Raw genomic sequence first — 15,052 nt, forward strand, 5'->3', positions numbered from 1 at the left:
GCAAGACGGTATCTACAGGCGGTATCAATCCGCGATGCTTCTCAGGCCTGGGCGTCGAGCGAAAACGCTGTCGAGCAACCACACCACCAGCATCGACACCCCCACCAGCGGAAACGCCACCCCCAGCACCAGCATGATCGCCGTCGCGCCCTTCCAGCGCGGCAGGTCATGGCGCAGCGGCGGCACACCCAGGCCGCCCTGCGGCCGACGCTTCCACCACATCACCAGCCCGCTCACCGCCCCCAGCAGAATCATCAGGCACACCAGCAGTATCACCAGCTGGTTGAAGCGCCCGAACAGCTTGCCCTCATGCAACATCACCCCCATTTCCGTGGCCCGCGCCACCGGGCTGTAATCGGCCCAACGCACATCCACCAAGACCTTGCCGGTGTATTGATCAACATGCAGGGTTGCATCATTGCGCGGGTCATCGGCAAACACCGCCACGGTGAACACCCCGCTGGCGCTGGTTGGCAGGGTGATGCTGTAACCCGCTTCGACCCCACGTGCCCCAGCCAGGTCCTGCACCTGTTGCAGGCTCACTTGCGGCGCCGCCGGGCCGCTGGCCATGTCGCCGTGGCCGGCATGCTCGGCATGTGCGCCAGACACCGGCATCGGCGTGTTCTCCAGCGCCCACGGCACGGTCTGGCGCGCAGCGCTGTTCAGCTCGCGCGCCTGCTGGTCGGACTTGGGCACATCGTTCCACATCGCTGCCGGAAAACGGTTCCACAGGTCGGCGTACTGCTTGCCCCAGAACCCGGTCCAGGTCATGCCGCTCAGCAGCATCAGCAACAACAGCGCCGAGCCCCAGAACCCGGTCACCGCATGCAGGTCGCGCCACAGCAGGCGCCCCCGGGCATTCAGGCGCGGCCAGAGCACCCCGGCCGACGCCTTGCCGCGCGGCCACCAGAGGTACAGGCCGGACACCACCAGGACAATCCCCCAGCCCGCCGCCAGTTCCACCAGCCGGTCACCGACGGTACCGATCATCAGTTCGCCATGCAGCGCGCGGGCAATGGCTTGCAGGTTCTGCTTGGCGTCCTGCTCGCCGAGCACGGCGCCGGTGTAGGGGTTGATGAACACATTCAGCTCACGGCCGCCCGCATTCACCACGAATTGTGCGCTGCGCTCGGGCGCAGGCGCTGGCAGGTACCGGCTGACCTGGCCTGCCGGATAAGCCGCCTGCACCTGCTGCAGCAAGCGGTCGGCAGTCTGCCGATGATGCCCGGCCTCGACCACCATCAGCGGTCGATACAGCAGCGGGTCGAGCTGCGGCTTGAACAGGTAGATGATCCCGGTGATCGCCAGCAGGATCATGAATGGCGCAACGAACAGCCCGGCATAGAAATGCCAACGCCAGGCCAGGTTGTAGAAGGATATCGACGGTTTACTCATGGCACGCTCCCCTGTTGACCGGGTTGGGCGCGGTCATCGACCGCGCCTTTTTATTGTTGTCAGAAACTCAGGTCGACCTTGGTCCAGAAGGTCCGCCCCGGCTCGCTGATCGCTTGCGGGTCACTGGCCGGGTAACCGAACCCGGCGTTGCCGGCCAGGTTCAGGTGCTCGGCATAGGCCTTGTCGAACAGGTTGTCGACGCCAGCACTGAGCTTGAGGTTCTTGCTGACGCGGTACGCGCCATTGAGCGAGAACACGCCGAAGCCGGCACTTTTTTCGTAGTCCTTGCCGACCACGTTGCCGGCATTCTGGTCAATGCGGTTCTGCGCCGAGACCAACCGCCACAGTGCGCCGGTGCTCCAGTTGTCCTGGCTGTAGGTCAGGCCCAGGCGGCTTTCCAGTGGCGGCATTTGCGGCAGCGCCTTGCCATCGCTGCTGTTCTTGCCCCAAGCGTAGGCCAGGGTCGCGTCGGCTTTCCAATTCGAGGTCAGTTGATAGGCTGCACCCAACTCACCGCCCATGATCCGCGCATCGATGTTCTCGGCCTGGGAGTTGAGCATGCCCATCATCCCCGGCGTGTAGTCGAACAGGATGTAGTCACGCACCTGGCCGATATAGCCCGAGGCCCAGGCGTCCAGGCGTTCGGTCTTGTACTGGATGCCGAAGTCCAGCTGGGTGGTTTTCTCCGGCTTGAGCCCGTCGAAGGCGTTGCGCGAACCGTTCGGGCCGCTCTTGGGCGAGAACAGCTCCCAGTAGTCGGGGAAGCGCTGGGTGTGGCCCAGGCCGATGTAGGTGGTGGCGGGGATGTCGGCCAGGTCATGCTCGAAGCGCACGAAGCCGCTGGGCAAGGTGTCGGCGCGGGTGTCGCCGCTGGTCGGGCTGACCTGGCGGTAGTCCTTGGCCGAGGCGCGGTCCAGGCGCGCGCCGGTGATCAGGCGATCCTGATTGCTGGTTTCCCAGGTCAGCTCGCCGAACACGCCATAGTTGTGGAAATCGGCGTCCTTGGTCCAGGGCTTGCCCTTGTGCGCATCGATGCCCATGCCGCCGCGTTGGCGGTGTTCATTGGTTTGCGCATCGATACCGCTGACCAGCGACACGTCGGCCCAACGCCAGGTCGCCTTGATCCGTGCACCCAGGGTGCGGCGGTCGACGTTGCTGACCATCGGCCCGGCCATCATGCCGCTGGTGGGCGAGCGGCGCAGGCTGTAGTTGTCCATCACGTGGTCGGCGTAGTTGTAGTAGACCTGCGCCTCGACCTTGTCGAGCACCTCGCCGAGGTTGGACTTCTCAAAACGCAGGCCCAGGCTTTCGCGCTTGAACTGCGAGCCGTCCATGCCTCGCCCGGCATAGCGCGCTTCGCCATCGCCCTTGCCAGCGGTGAGTTCGAGCAGGGTGTCGGCGTCCGGGGTCCAGCCCACGGCGAGGTCGCCGTTCCACTTGTCCCAGCGTGACGGCACGCTGTCGCCGTTGCCGTCTTCATAGTCGTCCGAGCGCGACTGGTTGCCGACGAAGCGCACGTAGCCCAGGGCATTGCCGGCGGCGCTGTCGAGCACCTTGTCGAAGCGCCCGTTGGAGCCGGCCAGCAGGCTGGCGTTGACTCGCGTACCCAGCTCGCCGAACTTCTCCGGTTCGCGGTCAAACAGGATGGTCCCGGCCGAGCCACCGGGGCCCCATTGCACGCTTTGCGGACCCTTGATCACGGTCAGGCGGTCGTAGGTTTCTGGCGAGATGTATGAGGTGGGTGCGTCCATGCGGTTGGGGCAGGCGCCGAGCATCATGCCGCCGTTGGTGAGGATGTTCAGCCGCGAGCCGAACATGCCGCGCAGCACTGGGTCGCCGTTGGTGCCGCCGGCACGGATGGCCGAGAAGCCGGGGATGGTCTTCAGGTAGTCGGCGCCGTCACTGGCCGGGACGGGCTGGCGCGGGTCCTTGGGGTTGGTGACGATGGTCAATGGCGAGCTCGGTGCCACGGCGGTGATCACGGTGGGGGACAGCTCGGCCAGGTCGTGGTTATGGCCGTCGTGGCTGGCCTCTGCGGCCAGGGCCAAGGGGCTTAGCAAGGTGCCGCAGAACAGCGCGATGGTCCCGCGCAGGGACAGACGAAAAACAGGGGTGCAGCCGGACATAGGGATTCCAACATCGATCAGTCATGAAGGTGCGCGCAGTCATCGGCTATAGCCGGACCTGAGGCGCGCAGGTTGTGGTTTCAGACGACGATGAAGGCCGGCGGCGCGCGCGATCGGGCGCCGGGGAAGACCGTTTGGCGGGCATGGCCCTGGCGCGTGTGGAAGGCCATGAGCCGCAGCGGCGGTGTGGCCGTGGTGGTCAGCAGGCTCAGCGGTTGTGGCAGTGCCGGGCAGTGGAAGAACAGGCTGCAGTAGCCGCATTTCTCCCAGATCACATGCAGCGACGGGTCGCCGCCCTGGCTGCCACTGGCATGGCTGTCGCCATGGCACTCGGCAGCGCTGCCCATGTCCATGCTGCTGGCCATGCTCATGCCAGGCATGGCGGCACGGTGATCCATCGGCATCGACTGGGAGACCAGTGGGCCGATAAAGATCATCAACATGGCGAACAGGCTCAACCAACTGCCGCGCAGCGTCCTGGTGTCAGGGCTGCGCTTGCGGGTGAGTCTGTGGCGGGCGGTGCTCATGGCGAGCCGCGTTCAGCGATCAGTGCGTGTGGGCTTCGCCTTCGGGGGCCTGTTTCTGTACCGCGACTTCCACGGTTACATCACCGGCCTTCTCGAAATGCAGGGTCAGCGGGAAGCGCTTGCCATCGCTGAGCAGGCTGCGGTCCTTGGGTTGCAGCAGCATGACGTGGTAGGCGCCGGGGGCGAAGACCAGGTCCTTGCCGGCCGGAACGACCACGTTGGCGACCTGCTGCATTTTCATCAGGCCGTCCTTGTGCACATGCTCGTGCAGTTCGGCGCGGTCGGTGATCGGGCTGTCGACGCTGAGCAGGCGGTCGTCCGCCTTGCCGTTGTTGTGCACGATGAAATAGGCGGCAACGTTGGGCGCGTTGGGCGGCAGTTCCTGCGACCACGGGTGGGCGATGTGCAGGTCACCCTTGGTGTATTCGTGGGCGTTGGCAAAGGTGGCGGGCAGCAACAGTGCGGCCAGCAGCAGGGCGTTCTTGAGCATGGTGATTCTCCAGTCCATTCGGGGTCACAGCAGTGAGCGTAGCGAATTCAGACTGAAGGGGAAGCGCGAGGGTTGAGCGACGGCCATTGCTGGCGCGGTGTGGCTGAACGGACGGCCAGGCGCACAGCGGGTGCGCGCAGGTCTGCGTTGGGGTGGACCAGTTGCAGCGGGTGCCCGGGCAATGCCAGCAGCGGCGCTGCACCAGAGCAGCACCAGCAGTGCTGCATGGTCGAGTGGTCGTCGTTCTGCTGGGTGCCGTCTTGCGGGCCCAGGGAGATGGCGACCATCTTGCTGCCACCGGCGGAGCAGAACAGGCTCCAGAGCACCTGGTCACCAGAACTTTTCGGGGCAGCAGACGACAACGGCATGACCAGCAGATTGAACAGCACTGCGAGGCAGGCGATCCAGGCGGGGGCAAGCCGGTGTCGGGGCATGGAAAGATCCGGTCAGGAATCGAGTGGTGGCTATTTAGCCAGAGTTGCACGTAGATGTAAAAAAGCCGGGGGTGCGATCAAGTGCCGCAGGGCCCCCGGCGGGCAGTGCGGGATCAGCCTTTGTTGCGGCCCATCAGGCCGCGCACGGTTTCCTGCAGGTCGGCCGGCAGCACCACGATTTTGCTGTTGCTGCTCTGGGCCAGGTTTTCCATGGCACTGATGTAGCGTTCGCCCAGCAGGTACATGGCCGGGGTGATCTCGGTGCCGACGGCATCCTTGACCAGGGTGATCGCGCGTGCCGAGGCTTCAGCCAGGTTGATCTGGGCTTCGGCGTCCAGCTTGGCCGATTGCTGGCGGGCCTCGGCTTCGAGGATCGCCGCCTGCTTGGCGCCTTCGGCGCGGGTGACATCGGCTTTACGTTCACGCTCGGCGGCGGCCTGGCGTTCCATGGCCGACTGCATGTTCGCGGACGGGCGGATGTCCTGGATCTCTACCGAGCGCACGGTCACGCCCCAGTCTTCGGTCTGTTCCGACATCACTTCGCGCAGGCGGGCCTTGATCTGTTCACGGCCGGAGAGTGCTTCGTCCAGGTCCATGGCGCCGACGATGGCGCGCAGCGAGGTCATGGTCAGGCTGGTGACGGCGAAGGCGTAGTCCTGCACGCCGTAGGAGGCTTTTTGCGGGTCGATGACCTTGGCGAAGCACAGGGCGTTGGCGACGATCACCGCGTTGTCGCGGGTGATGATTTCCTGTTGTTGCACATCGAGGATGATGTCCTTGGTGGGCAGGCGGTAGGCGACCACGTCCATGTACGGGATGACGAAGTTCAGGCCGGGCTTGAGGGTGGTGTGGTAACGGCCCAGGCGCTCGACGATCCACTCTTCACCCTGGGGCACGATGCGTACGCCCTTGAACAGGGTGATGAGGACGAACAGGGCTATGGCGCCGGTGACAATCAGACTGGTCATTGAATCGATCTTCCTTTGATGTGAATACAGGTGTCAGGCGCGCCCGACCCGTACGGTATTGCCTTCGATGGCGAGGATGCGCACCCGCTCGCCGGCGGGAATTTCGGCGCTTGCGACGCAGATCCATTCTTCGTTGCCGAGGATGGGTTTCTGGAAGCGTACGCGGCCTTTGTTGAATTCCGAGACTGTCTGGGTCAGCAGTCCGACTTCACCAAGGGCGGTGTCGGCGGTCCAGCGTACGTCGGGCTTTTTGCGTTTGAACACTTTGAACCAGAGCGCGGCGGTGACCGAGGAGAGCACTACCCAGAGCAGCACCTGCATGTCCAGTTGCAGGGCCGGGGCGAGCCAGGCGACCAGGGCGACGACCACGGCACCGATGCCGAACCAGAGAATGAAGAAGGTCGGCAGCAGCATTTCGAGGACGATCAGGCCGATGCCCAGTACCAGCCAGATCCACCATTGAATATCCATTTCGAGGCCTTGTGAGGGGGACGGTGAGAGGGGGAGTGTAATGGACGGCGGGTTACCGTGAGGCGCTAATCCAGTCTTCGACCCTCAGCCCAGGGACGTGGGTGAACTCGCGCGCATTGTGGGTGACCAGGATCAGCCCGCAAGCGCGAGCGTGCCCGGCAATCATCTGGTCGTAGGGGCCAATGGGGGTGCCGGCCATTGCCAGTTCGGCACGCAATTGCCCACTGTGAGCTGCGGCCTGCGTGTTGTAGTCCAGCACTTCGAGGCGGGCGGCAAAACCTTCGACAATCGCTAGGTTGCGCTCGGGGGTTGCGGACTTCTCCGCGCCGTACATCAGCTCCATCAAGGTAATCGTGCTGATGCACAGTTGGTTGCCATGGCGATTGAAGGCATCGCGGACTTCCTGCGGCTTGTTCTTGATGGTGAAAATGCAGATGTTGGTATCCAGCATGTACTTGAGCATCAGAATCCTTCGCGCTCTTGATCGGCAGGCTGTTCCCTGGAAGCCATGAAGTCGGGGCTGACGTCGTCACCCTCGAACCAGCTGTCCCAGGATTCGCCTGCGGGCGAAATGATGCGGGTTCTTCCCACGGCTACGACATCCACTCGGGTGACATCCTCGGGCATGGCTACAGACTTTGGCAGGCGGATGGCCTGGCTTCGGTTGCTTTTGAATACGGCACCTTGCTCCATGATTGACTCCTTTGGACAGTCAAAAAGTATGACCAAGTTTAAGTGGCGGCTGGTATCTGTCAATGGGATATACGCGGGCCGTGAGGCTCCGAAATAAGAATTTCCAGCGACCGTGTAGCCGCTGCCGTCAGGCTGCGCTCGCCTGCAACGCAGGCGCCGCCTTTGGGAGCCCTCACGGGCTCCAGCGCAGCCTGCCGGCAGCGGCTACAACAGGTTGTGCAAGACAGTCATTCTCACAGTGTTCGGCTTTGCTCTGTAGGCGACGTGCAAAGCAAGAGCGAAGCGAATTGTGCGGTTGATCTTGATTTTGATCTGAGTGCGCCATGTTCCTGAGGCTGAACGGAGGTGTCGCTAAATGGGCGGTAAGGGCGGAATCGGCCAGCAAAGGCAACAAATCAAATAGATAGTCCCTACAACCCCAGCGCCTCAAGCACCGCCTCCACCGTCCCAAACTCCCGCGTCACCTCGGCAAGCTGCGGCCGCTGCAGAATCAACACCGGCACTCCCAGCTCCCGGGCCACCTCAAGCTTGGGCTCGGTCGCGCTGCTGCCGCTGTTCTTGCTGATCAGCACATCAATCTGCCGACGCTGGAACAGCGCCCGCTCATCCTCCAGCAGAAACGGCCCACGCGCGCCGATCACCTCGCAGCGCTCATTGCCCGGGCAAGCTTCCAGCGCGCGCAAGGTCCAGAACTGCTCCGGCGGGATTTCCCCCAAATGCTGCAATGGCTCACGCCCCAGGGTGAACAACGGCCGGCGAAACGCCTTGAGCGCTGCGATCAATTGCGCCCAGCCCGCCACCTCGCGCCAGTCATCCCCCGGCTGCGCCTGCCACGCCGGCCGGCGCAAGGCCCAGCAGGGGATCCCGGCCAGCAATGCCGCCTGCGCCGCATTGGCACTGATCTGCGCGGCATACGGGTGCGTGGCATCAATCACCAGGCCAATCCCCTCGGCGCGAAGGTACGCCGCCAACCCTTCAGCCCCGCCATAGCCACCCACCCGCACCTGACAGTGCAGGTCCTGCGGCACGCGGCCGATGCCGGCCAGGCTGTAGACGTGCTCCGGGCCCAGGCGCCGGGCCAGCGCCAACGCCTCGGTCACCCCTCCCAGCAACAGGATCCGTCGGCTCATTGCTGCACCCCCGCCCGGCCGACGATGCCGCCCTGGCGGTCGATGGCGAAGACTTCCACTTGCACCTGCGCCGGCACCACGCTGCTGGCAAACGCCAAGGCATGCGCACACACCGCATCACCCAGCTTCACGCCGGCCGCATGGGCCAGCGCCAACGCCTGCTGGCTGGTATTGGCCGCGATGATCGCGGCCTGCAACGCGTCATCCGCACCGACCGCGGCAGCCCATTCGGCCAACTGCGGCAGGTCGATGCTCGAATGCCGGCTGTGCAGGTCCATGTGCCCGGCCGCCAACTTGCTGATCTTGCCGAAACCGCCGCAAATGCTCAGCTTGCCCACCGGCACCTTGCGCAGGTGCTTGAGCACCGCACCGACAAAATCGCCCATCTCGATCAGGGCGATCTCCGGCAGGTTGTAGACCTGGCGCATGGTGTCTTCGCTGGCGTTGCCGGTGCACGCGGCGATGTGTTCGTAGCCATTGGTCTTGGCCACATCGATACCCTGGTGGATCGAGGCGATATAGGCCGAGCAGGAAAACGGCCGGACAATCCCACTGGTACCCAGAATCGACAGCCCGCCGAGAATCCCCAGGCGCGGGTTCATGGTCTTCAACGCCAGGCTTTCGCCATCGCGCACGTTCACCGTCACTTCGAAGCCGCCGCCATAGTTGCAACTGGCAGCCAGCGCCTGCAGATGCTCGGTCATCATCCGGCGTGGCACCGGGTTGATCGCCGGCTCACCGACCGCCAGCACCAGGCCTGGGCGGGTCACGGTGCCGACACCTTGGCCGGCGACAAAACCTACGCCCGGCTCAGCAACCAGCCGCACGCTGCTATACAGCAGCGCGCCATGGGTGACATCCGGGTCGTCGCCGGCATCCTTCAGCGTGCCGGCCTCGGCGCCGCCGTCGAACAGCCGGCAGAATTCCAGGCGCATCTGCACCTGCTTGCCCTTGGGCAGGGTGATCTGCACGGCGTCATTATCCTGGCCGGTCAGCAGCAGCCGCGCGGCGGCCAGGCTGGTGGCGGTGGCGCAGCTGCCAGTGGTCAGGCCGCTGCGCAACGGCGTGGGTTGTTCGGCGGTCTCGTCACGCATCGAGGGGTTTGACCACGTCGAGCAGGGTGATCGGCAGCGCCTGGCGCCAGGTGTCGAATTCGCCCAGCGGCTGCGCTTGCGCAATATGAATGCGCGTCAGCTCGCCGCCATGTTGCGCACGCCAGCTCATCAACAGGGTTTCACTTTGCAGGGTCACGGCATTGGCTACCAGCCGGCCACCCGGGCGCAGTTGCGCCCAGCAGGTGTCGAGCACGCCTTCGCGGGTCACGCCGCCACCGATGAAGATCGCGTCGGGTCGCTCCAGCCCCTCCAGCGCTTGTGGCGCGCGTCCGCACACCAATTGCAGGCCAGGCACACCGAGGGCATCGCGGTTGTGTTCGATCAGTTGCTGGCGGCCTTCGTCGGCTTCAATGGCCAGCGCGCGGCAGCTGGGGTGCGCGCGCATCCATTCGATACCGATCGAGCCGCTGCCGGCGCCGACATCCCAGAGCAGTTCGCCCGGCTGCGGTGCCAGGCGCGCAAGGGTGATGGCGCGCACGTCGCGTTTGGTGATCTGGCCGTCATGGCGGAACGCCGAATCTGGCAGCCCGGCCAATGGCGACAGGCGCGGTGCATCGGCCGCCGCACGGCATTCAATGGCGACCAAATTGAGGGCAGCAATCGCGCCGGGGTTCCAGTCACTGGCCTCGCCGTCGATACGCCGCTCGGCCGCACCGCCCAGGTGTTCCAGCACGCTGATCCGGCTCGGTGCGAAACCGCGCGCGCGCAGCAGTTCGGCAAGCGCCGCCGGGCTGTCACCGTCGTTGCTCAACACCAGCAGGCGCTGGCCGCTGTACAGGTGCGCGGCAACCGCGGCCAATGGGCGGGCGACCACCGACAGCGTGACCACGTCCTGCAGCGGCCAGCCGAGGCGGGCGGCGGCCAGTGAGTAGGACGAAGGCGAGGAGAGTACGCGCAGCTCGCTGCTGTCGACCTGCCGCGCGAGGCTGGCACCGACGCCGTAGAGCATCGGGTCGCCGCTGGCCAGCACGCACACCGGCTCACCACGCAACGCCAACACCGGCGCGAGCGAGAACGGGCTTGGCCAGCTCAGGCGCTCGGCGCGGATGCAGTGTGGCAGCAGGTCCAGCTGGCGTGGCCCGCCAAACACCTTGCCGGCCTGCAACAAGGCCCGTCGGGCCTGCTTGCCGAGGCCGTTGAAGCCGTCTTCGCCGATTCCTACTATGGTCAACCAGGGCGCCATGCCGTTCCTCTTTCACAGGGCAATCCGACCGGCTGGCTTAGCCTGCCAGCGGACAAAGCAGGCATAATACCGCGCCTTCCTGCCGCCAGCGTCTTTTGACGATTACCGGGTGATCATTTGAACCACGCGTCGCCGCCTTCTGCCCTTCGCCCCTCGGCCTGCCCGGGGTTGTGGCGCATCGTCCAGGCGCTGGACGGCGGCATTTCGCGGATCAAGCTCGACGGTGGCCGGCTGAGCGCGGCGCAGGCCATGGCGGTGGCTGAAGCCGCCGAGCGCTATGCCGGTGGCGTGATCGAGGTGACCAACCGCAGCAACCTGCAGATTCGCGGCATTGGCGCCGACCATGCCGGGTTGATCGGGCACCTGCTCGACGCCGGGCTGGGGCCCCGCGAGGCGGCCGGCGACGATGTGCGCAACCTGATGCTCAGCCCCAGCGCGGGCCTGGACAGGGCGATGCTGTTCGACAGCCGGGCGCTGGCAGCACAGATTCTCGAATCGTTGCAAACCGTCGAGCGCCTGCATCAGCTGTCAGCCAAGTTTGCAGTCCAGCTGGACGGTGGCGAAGACCTTGCGATGCTTGATCACGCCCATGACCTTTGGCTGTCCCCGCTGATGCTGGAAGGGGATGTCTGGCTGGGCTTTGGCCTGGCCGGGTGTCCTGGCGCGCCCTTGGCCGCCGTGCCGTTGGCCGATGGGCATGCGCTGGTACTGGCGGTGTTGCAGCGCTTCCTCGATCTGGCGAGTGCCGAGCAATCACGAATGCGTCAGCTATTGGCCGTGGTTGATGTCGAGACATTCCTTCACGGCCTGCCGCTGACCTTGCGTCGCGATGCTGCGGTATTGGGCTGGCGACGCACGGGGCGTGACCTCGCGCTGCACTTGGGAGTCTACCCACAGCGCCAACAGGATCGCGTGTGCGTGGGCGCGGCTGCACCGCTCGGCCGGCTGAGCGCCGCACAATTGCGCGGCGCCGCAACGCTGGCAAGCACCCTGGGTGACGCCAGCCTGCGCATGACCCCATGGCAAAGCCTGCTGATCCCGAACATCCCGGCTGCGCAGGCCGATGCCGCACTGGCGGCGTTGAACGCCCTGGGCCTGTTGTGCGACCCGGCGGCATCGCTGGCGCAAATGGTCGCCTGCACCGGCTCTGCCGGTTGCGCCAAGGCCCAGGCCGACACCAAGGCCGACGCCGTGCAACTGGCCGGCCTGCTACGGCGCCAAGGCCCGGTTGCCGGCATTCATCTCAGTGGCTGTGCGCGCTCCTGCGCGCTGGCCCACACGGCGCCGGCGACCTTGATGGCCGTCGGGCCCGGTCGTTACGACCTGTTTATTTCTCGCCCTGGCCAACCTGGCCTGGGTATGCCCGTTGGGCAGAACCTGACATTGGAAGAGGCGGGCGCCGAACTAGACGCCCGTCCACGGAGCACACCTCGATGATTGATTACATCCGCGACGGCCAGGAGATTTATCGCAACTCCTTCGCCATCATCCGCCAGGAGGCCCGCCTGGAGCGGATCCCGGCCGACCTGGAAAAGCTCGCAGTGCGGGTGATTCACGCCTGCGGCATGGTCGGGGTGGTTGACGCGCTGCGCTTCTCCGAGGGTGCCGGCAAGGCCGGGCGCGATGCCCTGGCCGCTGGTGCGCCGATCCTGTGCGACGCGCGCATGGTCGCCGAAGGCATCACCCGCGCGCGCCTGCCGGCGAACAACGAGGTGATCTGCACGCTGCGTGACGAAAGCGTCCCGGAGCTGGCCAAGGGACTGGGCAACACCCGCTCGGCGGTCGCCCTGGAACTGTGGCGGCCCCATCTGGAAGGCAGCGTGGTAGTGATCGGCAACGCGCCGACCGCGCTGTTCTACCTGCTGGAAATGATCGATGCTGGCGCGCCGAAACCGGCGTTGATCCTCGGCTTCCCGGTCGGCTTTGTCGGCGCGGCAGAATCCAAGGCGATGCTCGCGGCCGACAGCCGTGGCGTGCCGTTCGTGATCGTCGAAGGCCGTCTGGGCGGCAGCGCGATGGCCGCTGCGGCGGTCAACGCACTGGCCACGGAGGTCGAATGATGTCGGCACGAGGACGTTTGCTCGGCCTGGGCGTGGGCCCGGGCGACCCGGAACTGATTACCGTCAAGGCCCTGCGCCTGCTGCGCGAGTCGCCCGTGGTGGCGTACTTCGTCGCCAAGGGCAAGCGCGGCAATGCCTTCGGCATCATCGAGGGCCACCTGCAGGCCGAACAGACCCTGCTGCCGCTGGTGTACCCGGTGACCACCGAGGTACTGCCGGCGCCGCTGTCCTATGAACAGGTAATCAGCGACTTCTACGACAACGCCAGCCTCGAAGTGGCCGCGCACCTGGATGCCGGTCGTGACGTCGCGGTGATCTGTGAGGGTGACCCGTTCTTCTACGGCTCCTACATGTACCTGCACGACCGCCTTGCCGAGCGCTATGAGGCCGAAGTGATCCCCGGTGTGTGCTCGATGCTGGGCGGTGCTTCGGTGCTGGGTGCGCCGCTGGTGTACCGCAACCAGAGCCTGTCGGTGCTCTCCGGCGTGCTGCCGGCAGACGAACTCAAGCGTCGCCTGGCCGATGCCGACGCCGCAGTGATCATGAAGCTGGGGCGCAACTTCCCCAAGGTGCGCGACGTGCTGGCTGAGCTGGGCCTGGCCGAGCGGGCGCTGTATGTGGAGCGCGCGACCATGGCCAACCAGAAGATCGTCGCGCTCGACGAAGTCGATCCGCAGTCGTCGCCGTACTTCTCCCTGATCATTGTTCCCGGCGAAAGGTGGCAAGGCTGATGAGCGTACAAGCACCGGCCATTGTCATTCTCGGCAAGGGCAGCCTGGCCACCGCGCGCAGGCTCCAGCAGTTGTACCCCGATGCGTTGATCCACGGCCTGGCCGGCCGTGTCGAAGGTGTCGACCGCAGCTATCAGGAGTTCGGCGCCACCCTGCGCCAGCTCTATCAACAGGACACGCCGATCATCGCCCTGTGCGCGGCCGGCATCGTTATTCGCAGCCTGGCCAGCGTGCTGCTGGAGAAGGGCGCAGAGCCGCCGGTGCTCGCCGTGGCCGAAGACGGCAGCGCTGTTGTACCGCTGCTCGGCGGGCTTGCCGGGGTCAACCTGCTGGCCCGTGAAATCGCCGCCGGGCTGGGCGTGGCAGCAGCCATCACCACCAGCGGTGAGCTGCGTTTTGGCACCTGCCTGCTCAACCCGCCCAGCGGCTATGCCCTGGCGGACCTGGAACTGGGCAAGCGTTTCGTCTCAGACCTGCTCGCAGGGGAAAGCGTGCGCATCGACGGTGCGGCGCCATGGCTGGAGCAGGCGCAACTGCCGCAAAGTGAACAGGCGCAGTTGGCCATTCATGTGGGTTGCGATGCCCGCGAAGCCAGCGCCAATGAGCTGGTGATCTATCCGCGTTGCGTGCTGGTGGCCGTCAGTGCCGGCGTGCCGGAACTGGCGCGTGCCGTACGTGATGCCCTGCACGGCGCGAAAATCGCCGAGCCGGCGCTGGCCTGCCTGCTGGCCAGCGAAACCGAGATGGCCGAACCGGCGCTGCATGCCGCCGCTGCCGAGCTGGGCGTGCCGTTGCGCTTTGCCGCCGAGGCCGCGTCGGTCAGCGAGCTGGCGGCCCGCGCGCTGCCCCAATTGCTCGCGCCGCACAGTGTTGGCGAAGGCCTGGCGATTGCCGTGGCCAGCCAGCCCATCGACCCGCAACAGATTGGCCGTGGCCGTGGTCGCCTGGCGGTGATCGGCCTTGGCCCTGGCGCGGCCGACCTGATGGTGCCGGCGGTGAAAGCCGAGCTGGCGCGCGCCAACGATGTGCTGGGGTACGAAACCTACGTGCGCATGGCCGGCCCGTTCCGCGCCGACCAGGTGCTGCATTGCACCGACAACCGCGAAGAGATGCAGCGTGCCCGTCACGCCTTCGAACTGGCGGCACAAGGTCGTTCGGTGGTGGTGGTGTCGTCAGGTGACCCAGGCGTGTTCGCCATGGCGGCTGCGGTGCTCGAAGCCCTGCACGAATCCAGCGAGCCGGCCTGGCACCGCGTCGAGTTGCAGATGCTGCCTGGCGTTTCCGCATCGCTCGCCACGGCGGCGCAGGCGGGGGCACCGTTGGGGCATGACTTCTGCGTGTTGTCGTTGTCGGACAACCTCAAGCCCTGGGCGATCATCGAGAAGCGCCTGGACCTGGCCGCGCAAGCGGACCTGGCATTGGCCTTCTACAACCCGATCTCGCGCTCGCGCCCCTGGCAGCTGGGCCGGGCCCTGGAAATCGTCCGCCAGCACCGCACGCCGCAAACCCCTGTAGTCCTTGGGCGCGACATTGGTCGTCCGGGGCAGACGCTGCGTGTCATCCGCCTGGGCGATCTGACCCCGGAGCAGGTCGACATGCGCACCATGGTGTTGGTCGGCTCCTCTACCACCTGCACCTTTGCCCGTGCCGACGGCGGCGAGTGGGTCTACACCCCGCGCTGGTACCCGACGGCAGGCTGAACCCAGAGGGAACGCTTTCGGGCCGCTCA

Annotated in this window: 16 protein-coding genes; 4 read left to right on the forward strand and 12 right to left on the reverse strand. The window is 65.8% G+C overall.

Annotation, left to right across the window (positions count from 1 at the left end; all coding sequences use genetic code 11):
* Nucleotides 1–24: 24 nt before the first annotated feature.
* The 12 genes from M5G11_RS23740 to cbiE form a co-directional block, all read right to left on the reverse strand.
* Nucleotides 25–1,395 (reverse strand): PepSY-associated TM helix domain-containing protein, encoded by a 1,371-nt coding sequence (locus tag M5G11_RS23740; RefSeq protein WP_273913816.1) that lies wholly within the window; start codon nt 1,393–1,395, stop codon nt 25–27.
* A 59-nt stretch (nt 1,396–1,454) separates the two neighbouring features.
* Nucleotides 1,455–3,521: a TonB-dependent copper receptor gene (locus M5G11_RS23745; protein ID WP_273913817.1), complete on the reverse strand. Its 2,067-nt coding sequence runs from the start codon at nt 3,519–3,521 to the stop codon at nt 1,455–1,457.
* Nucleotides 3,522–3,601: 80 nt separating this feature from the next.
* Nucleotides 3,602–4,048 carry a DUF2946 domain-containing protein gene (locus tag M5G11_RS23750; RefSeq protein ID WP_273913818.1) on the reverse strand — a complete coding sequence of 149 codons (447 nt, stop codon included), beginning with the start codon at nt 4,046–4,048 and terminating at the stop codon, nt 3,602–3,604.
* 19 nt (nt 4,049–4,067) lie between these two features.
* Nucleotides 4,068–4,538, reverse strand: a complete 471-nt coding sequence (locus tag M5G11_RS23755; protein WP_273913819.1) for a copper chaperone PCu(A)C — start codon at nt 4,536–4,538, stop codon at nt 4,068–4,070.
* Between the two features lie 47 nt (nt 4,539–4,585).
* Nucleotides 4,586–4,972 carry a DUF2946 domain-containing protein gene (locus M5G11_RS23760; RefSeq protein WP_273913820.1) on the reverse strand — a complete coding sequence of 129 codons (387 nt, stop codon included), beginning with the start codon at nt 4,970–4,972 and terminating at the stop codon, nt 4,586–4,588.
* Between the two features lie 113 nt (nt 4,973–5,085).
* Entirely contained in the window at nt 5,086–5,940 is an 855-nt protein-coding gene (locus tag M5G11_RS23765) for an SPFH domain-containing protein (RefSeq protein ID WP_273913821.1), read from the reverse strand.
* Between the two features lie 33 nt (nt 5,941–5,973).
* Nucleotides 5,974–6,411 carry an NfeD family protein gene (locus M5G11_RS23770; protein ID WP_273913822.1) on the reverse strand — a complete coding sequence of 146 codons (438 nt, stop codon included), beginning with the start codon at nt 6,409–6,411 and terminating at the stop codon, nt 5,974–5,976.
* A 52-nt stretch (nt 6,412–6,463) separates the two neighbouring features.
* Nucleotides 6,464–6,874, reverse strand: coding sequence for a type II toxin-antitoxin system tRNA(fMet)-specific endonuclease VapC (vapC, locus tag M5G11_RS23775; RefSeq protein ID WP_273913823.1), 411 nt, complete (start codon nt 6,872–6,874; stop codon nt 6,464–6,466).
* The gene (gene vapB / locus M5G11_RS23780; RefSeq protein WP_273913824.1) at nt 6,874–7,104 is read right to left on the reverse strand and encodes a type II toxin-antitoxin system VapB family antitoxin; all 231 of its coding nucleotides are present in this window, start codon (nt 7,102–7,104) and stop codon (nt 6,874–6,876) included. The genes vapC and vapB overlap by 1 nt, the downstream gene beginning before the upstream one ends.
* A gap of 410 nt (nt 7,105–7,514) precedes the next feature.
* Nucleotides 7,515–8,234: a cobalt-precorrin-6A reductase gene (locus tag M5G11_RS23785; protein WP_273913825.1), complete on the reverse strand. Its 720-nt coding sequence runs from the start codon at nt 8,232–8,234 to the stop codon at nt 7,515–7,517.
* A complete protein-coding gene (locus M5G11_RS23790) occupies nt 8,231–9,328 on the reverse strand; it encodes a cobalt-precorrin-5B (C(1))-methyltransferase (RefSeq protein WP_273913826.1) in 1,098 nt (365 codons plus the stop codon). Before M5G11_RS23790 ends, M5G11_RS23785 begins: the two co-directional genes overlap by 4 nt.
* Nucleotides 9,321–10,532 carry a precorrin-6y C5,15-methyltransferase (decarboxylating) subunit CbiE gene (cbiE, locus tag M5G11_RS23795; RefSeq protein ID WP_273913827.1) on the reverse strand — a complete coding sequence of 404 codons (1,212 nt, stop codon included), beginning with the start codon at nt 10,530–10,532 and terminating at the stop codon, nt 9,321–9,323. The genes M5G11_RS23790 and cbiE overlap by 8 nt, the downstream gene beginning before the upstream one ends.
* 117 nt (nt 10,533–10,649) lie before the next feature.
* On the opposite strand from cbiE, the gene cobG reads away from it, so the two are divergent.
* From cobG to cobJ, 4 genes are read left to right on the forward strand one after another with little or no spacing between them, the layout of a single operon-like run.
* Complete coding sequence (gene cobG, locus M5G11_RS23800) at nt 10,650–11,969, forward strand: precorrin-3B synthase (protein WP_273913828.1); 1,320 nt, start codon at nt 10,650–10,652, stop codon at nt 11,967–11,969.
* Complete coding sequence (locus M5G11_RS23805) at nt 11,966–12,592, forward strand: precorrin-8X methylmutase (RefSeq protein ID WP_273913829.1); 627 nt, start codon at nt 11,966–11,968, stop codon at nt 12,590–12,592. The genes cobG and M5G11_RS23805 overlap by 4 nt, the downstream gene beginning before the upstream one ends.
* Nucleotides 12,589–13,323, forward strand: a complete 735-nt coding sequence (locus M5G11_RS23810) for a precorrin-2 C(20)-methyltransferase (protein WP_273913830.1) — start codon at nt 12,589–12,591, stop codon at nt 13,321–13,323. The genes M5G11_RS23805 and M5G11_RS23810 overlap by 4 nt, the downstream gene beginning before the upstream one ends.
* Nucleotides 13,323–15,023 (forward strand): precorrin-3B C(17)-methyltransferase, encoded by a 1,701-nt coding sequence (gene cobJ, locus M5G11_RS23815; protein WP_273913831.1) that lies wholly within the window; start codon nt 13,323–13,325, stop codon nt 15,021–15,023. The genes M5G11_RS23810 and cobJ overlap by 1 nt, the downstream gene beginning before the upstream one ends.
* Nucleotides 15,024–15,052: the final 29 nt, after the last annotated feature.

The organism is Pseudomonas fontis (assembly GCF_028656955.1).
GTDB lineage: Bacteria > Pseudomonadota > Gammaproteobacteria > Pseudomonadales > Pseudomonadaceae > Aquipseudomonas > Aquipseudomonas fontis.

What these genes read in the sequence shown, in the direction of transcription:
- M5G11_RS23790 (WP_273913826.1), bottom strand. Translation starts at nt 9,328, where the DNA reads ATGCGTGACGAGACCGCCGAACAACCCACGCCGTTGCGCAGCGGCCTG.
- M5G11_RS23765 (WP_273913821.1), bottom strand. Translation starts at nt 5,940, where the DNA reads ATGACCAGTCTGATTGTCACCGGCGCCATAGCCCTGTTCGTCCTCATC.
- cobJ (WP_273913831.1), top strand. Translation starts at nt 13,323, where the DNA reads ATGAGCGTACAAGCACCGGCCATTGTCATTCTCGGCAAGGGCAGCCTG.
- M5G11_RS23810 (WP_273913830.1), top strand. Translation starts at nt 12,589, where the DNA reads ATGATGTCGGCACGAGGACGTTTGCTCGGCCTGGGCGTGGGCCCGGGC.
- M5G11_RS23760 (WP_273913820.1), bottom strand. Translation starts at nt 4,972, where the DNA reads ATGCCCCGACACCGGCTTGCCCCCGCCTGGATCGCCTGCCTCGCAGTG.
- M5G11_RS23745 (WP_273913817.1), bottom strand. Translation starts at nt 3,521, where the DNA reads ATGTCCGGCTGCACCCCTGTTTTTCGTCTGTCCCTGCGCGGGACCATC.
- M5G11_RS23805 (WP_273913829.1), top strand. Translation starts at nt 11,966, where the DNA reads ATGATTGATTACATCCGCGACGGCCAGGAGATTTATCGCAACTCCTTC.
- cbiE (WP_273913827.1), bottom strand. Translation starts at nt 10,532, where the DNA reads ATGGCGCCCTGGTTGACCATAGTAGGAATCGGCGAAGACGGCTTCAAC.
- M5G11_RS23740 (WP_273913816.1), bottom strand. Translation starts at nt 1,395, where the DNA reads ATGAGTAAACCGTCGATATCCTTCTACAACCTGGCCTGGCGTTGGCAT.
- M5G11_RS23770 (WP_273913822.1), bottom strand. Translation starts at nt 6,411, where the DNA reads ATGGATATTCAATGGTGGATCTGGCTGGTACTGGGCATCGGCCTGATC.
- M5G11_RS23755 (WP_273913819.1), bottom strand. Translation starts at nt 4,538, where the DNA reads ATGCTCAAGAACGCCCTGCTGCTGGCCGCACTGTTGCTGCCCGCCACC.
- M5G11_RS23785 (WP_273913825.1), bottom strand. Translation starts at nt 8,234, where the DNA reads ATGAGCCGACGGATCCTGTTGCTGGGAGGGGTGACCGAGGCGTTGGCG.
- M5G11_RS23750 (WP_273913818.1), bottom strand. Translation starts at nt 4,048, where the DNA reads ATGAGCACCGCCCGCCACAGACTCACCCGCAAGCGCAGCCCTGACACC.
- vapB (WP_273913824.1), bottom strand. Translation starts at nt 7,104, where the DNA reads ATGGAGCAAGGTGCCGTATTCAAAAGCAACCGAAGCCAGGCCATCCGC.
- vapC (WP_273913823.1), bottom strand. Translation starts at nt 6,874, where the DNA reads ATGCTCAAGTACATGCTGGATACCAACATCTGCATTTTCACCATCAAG.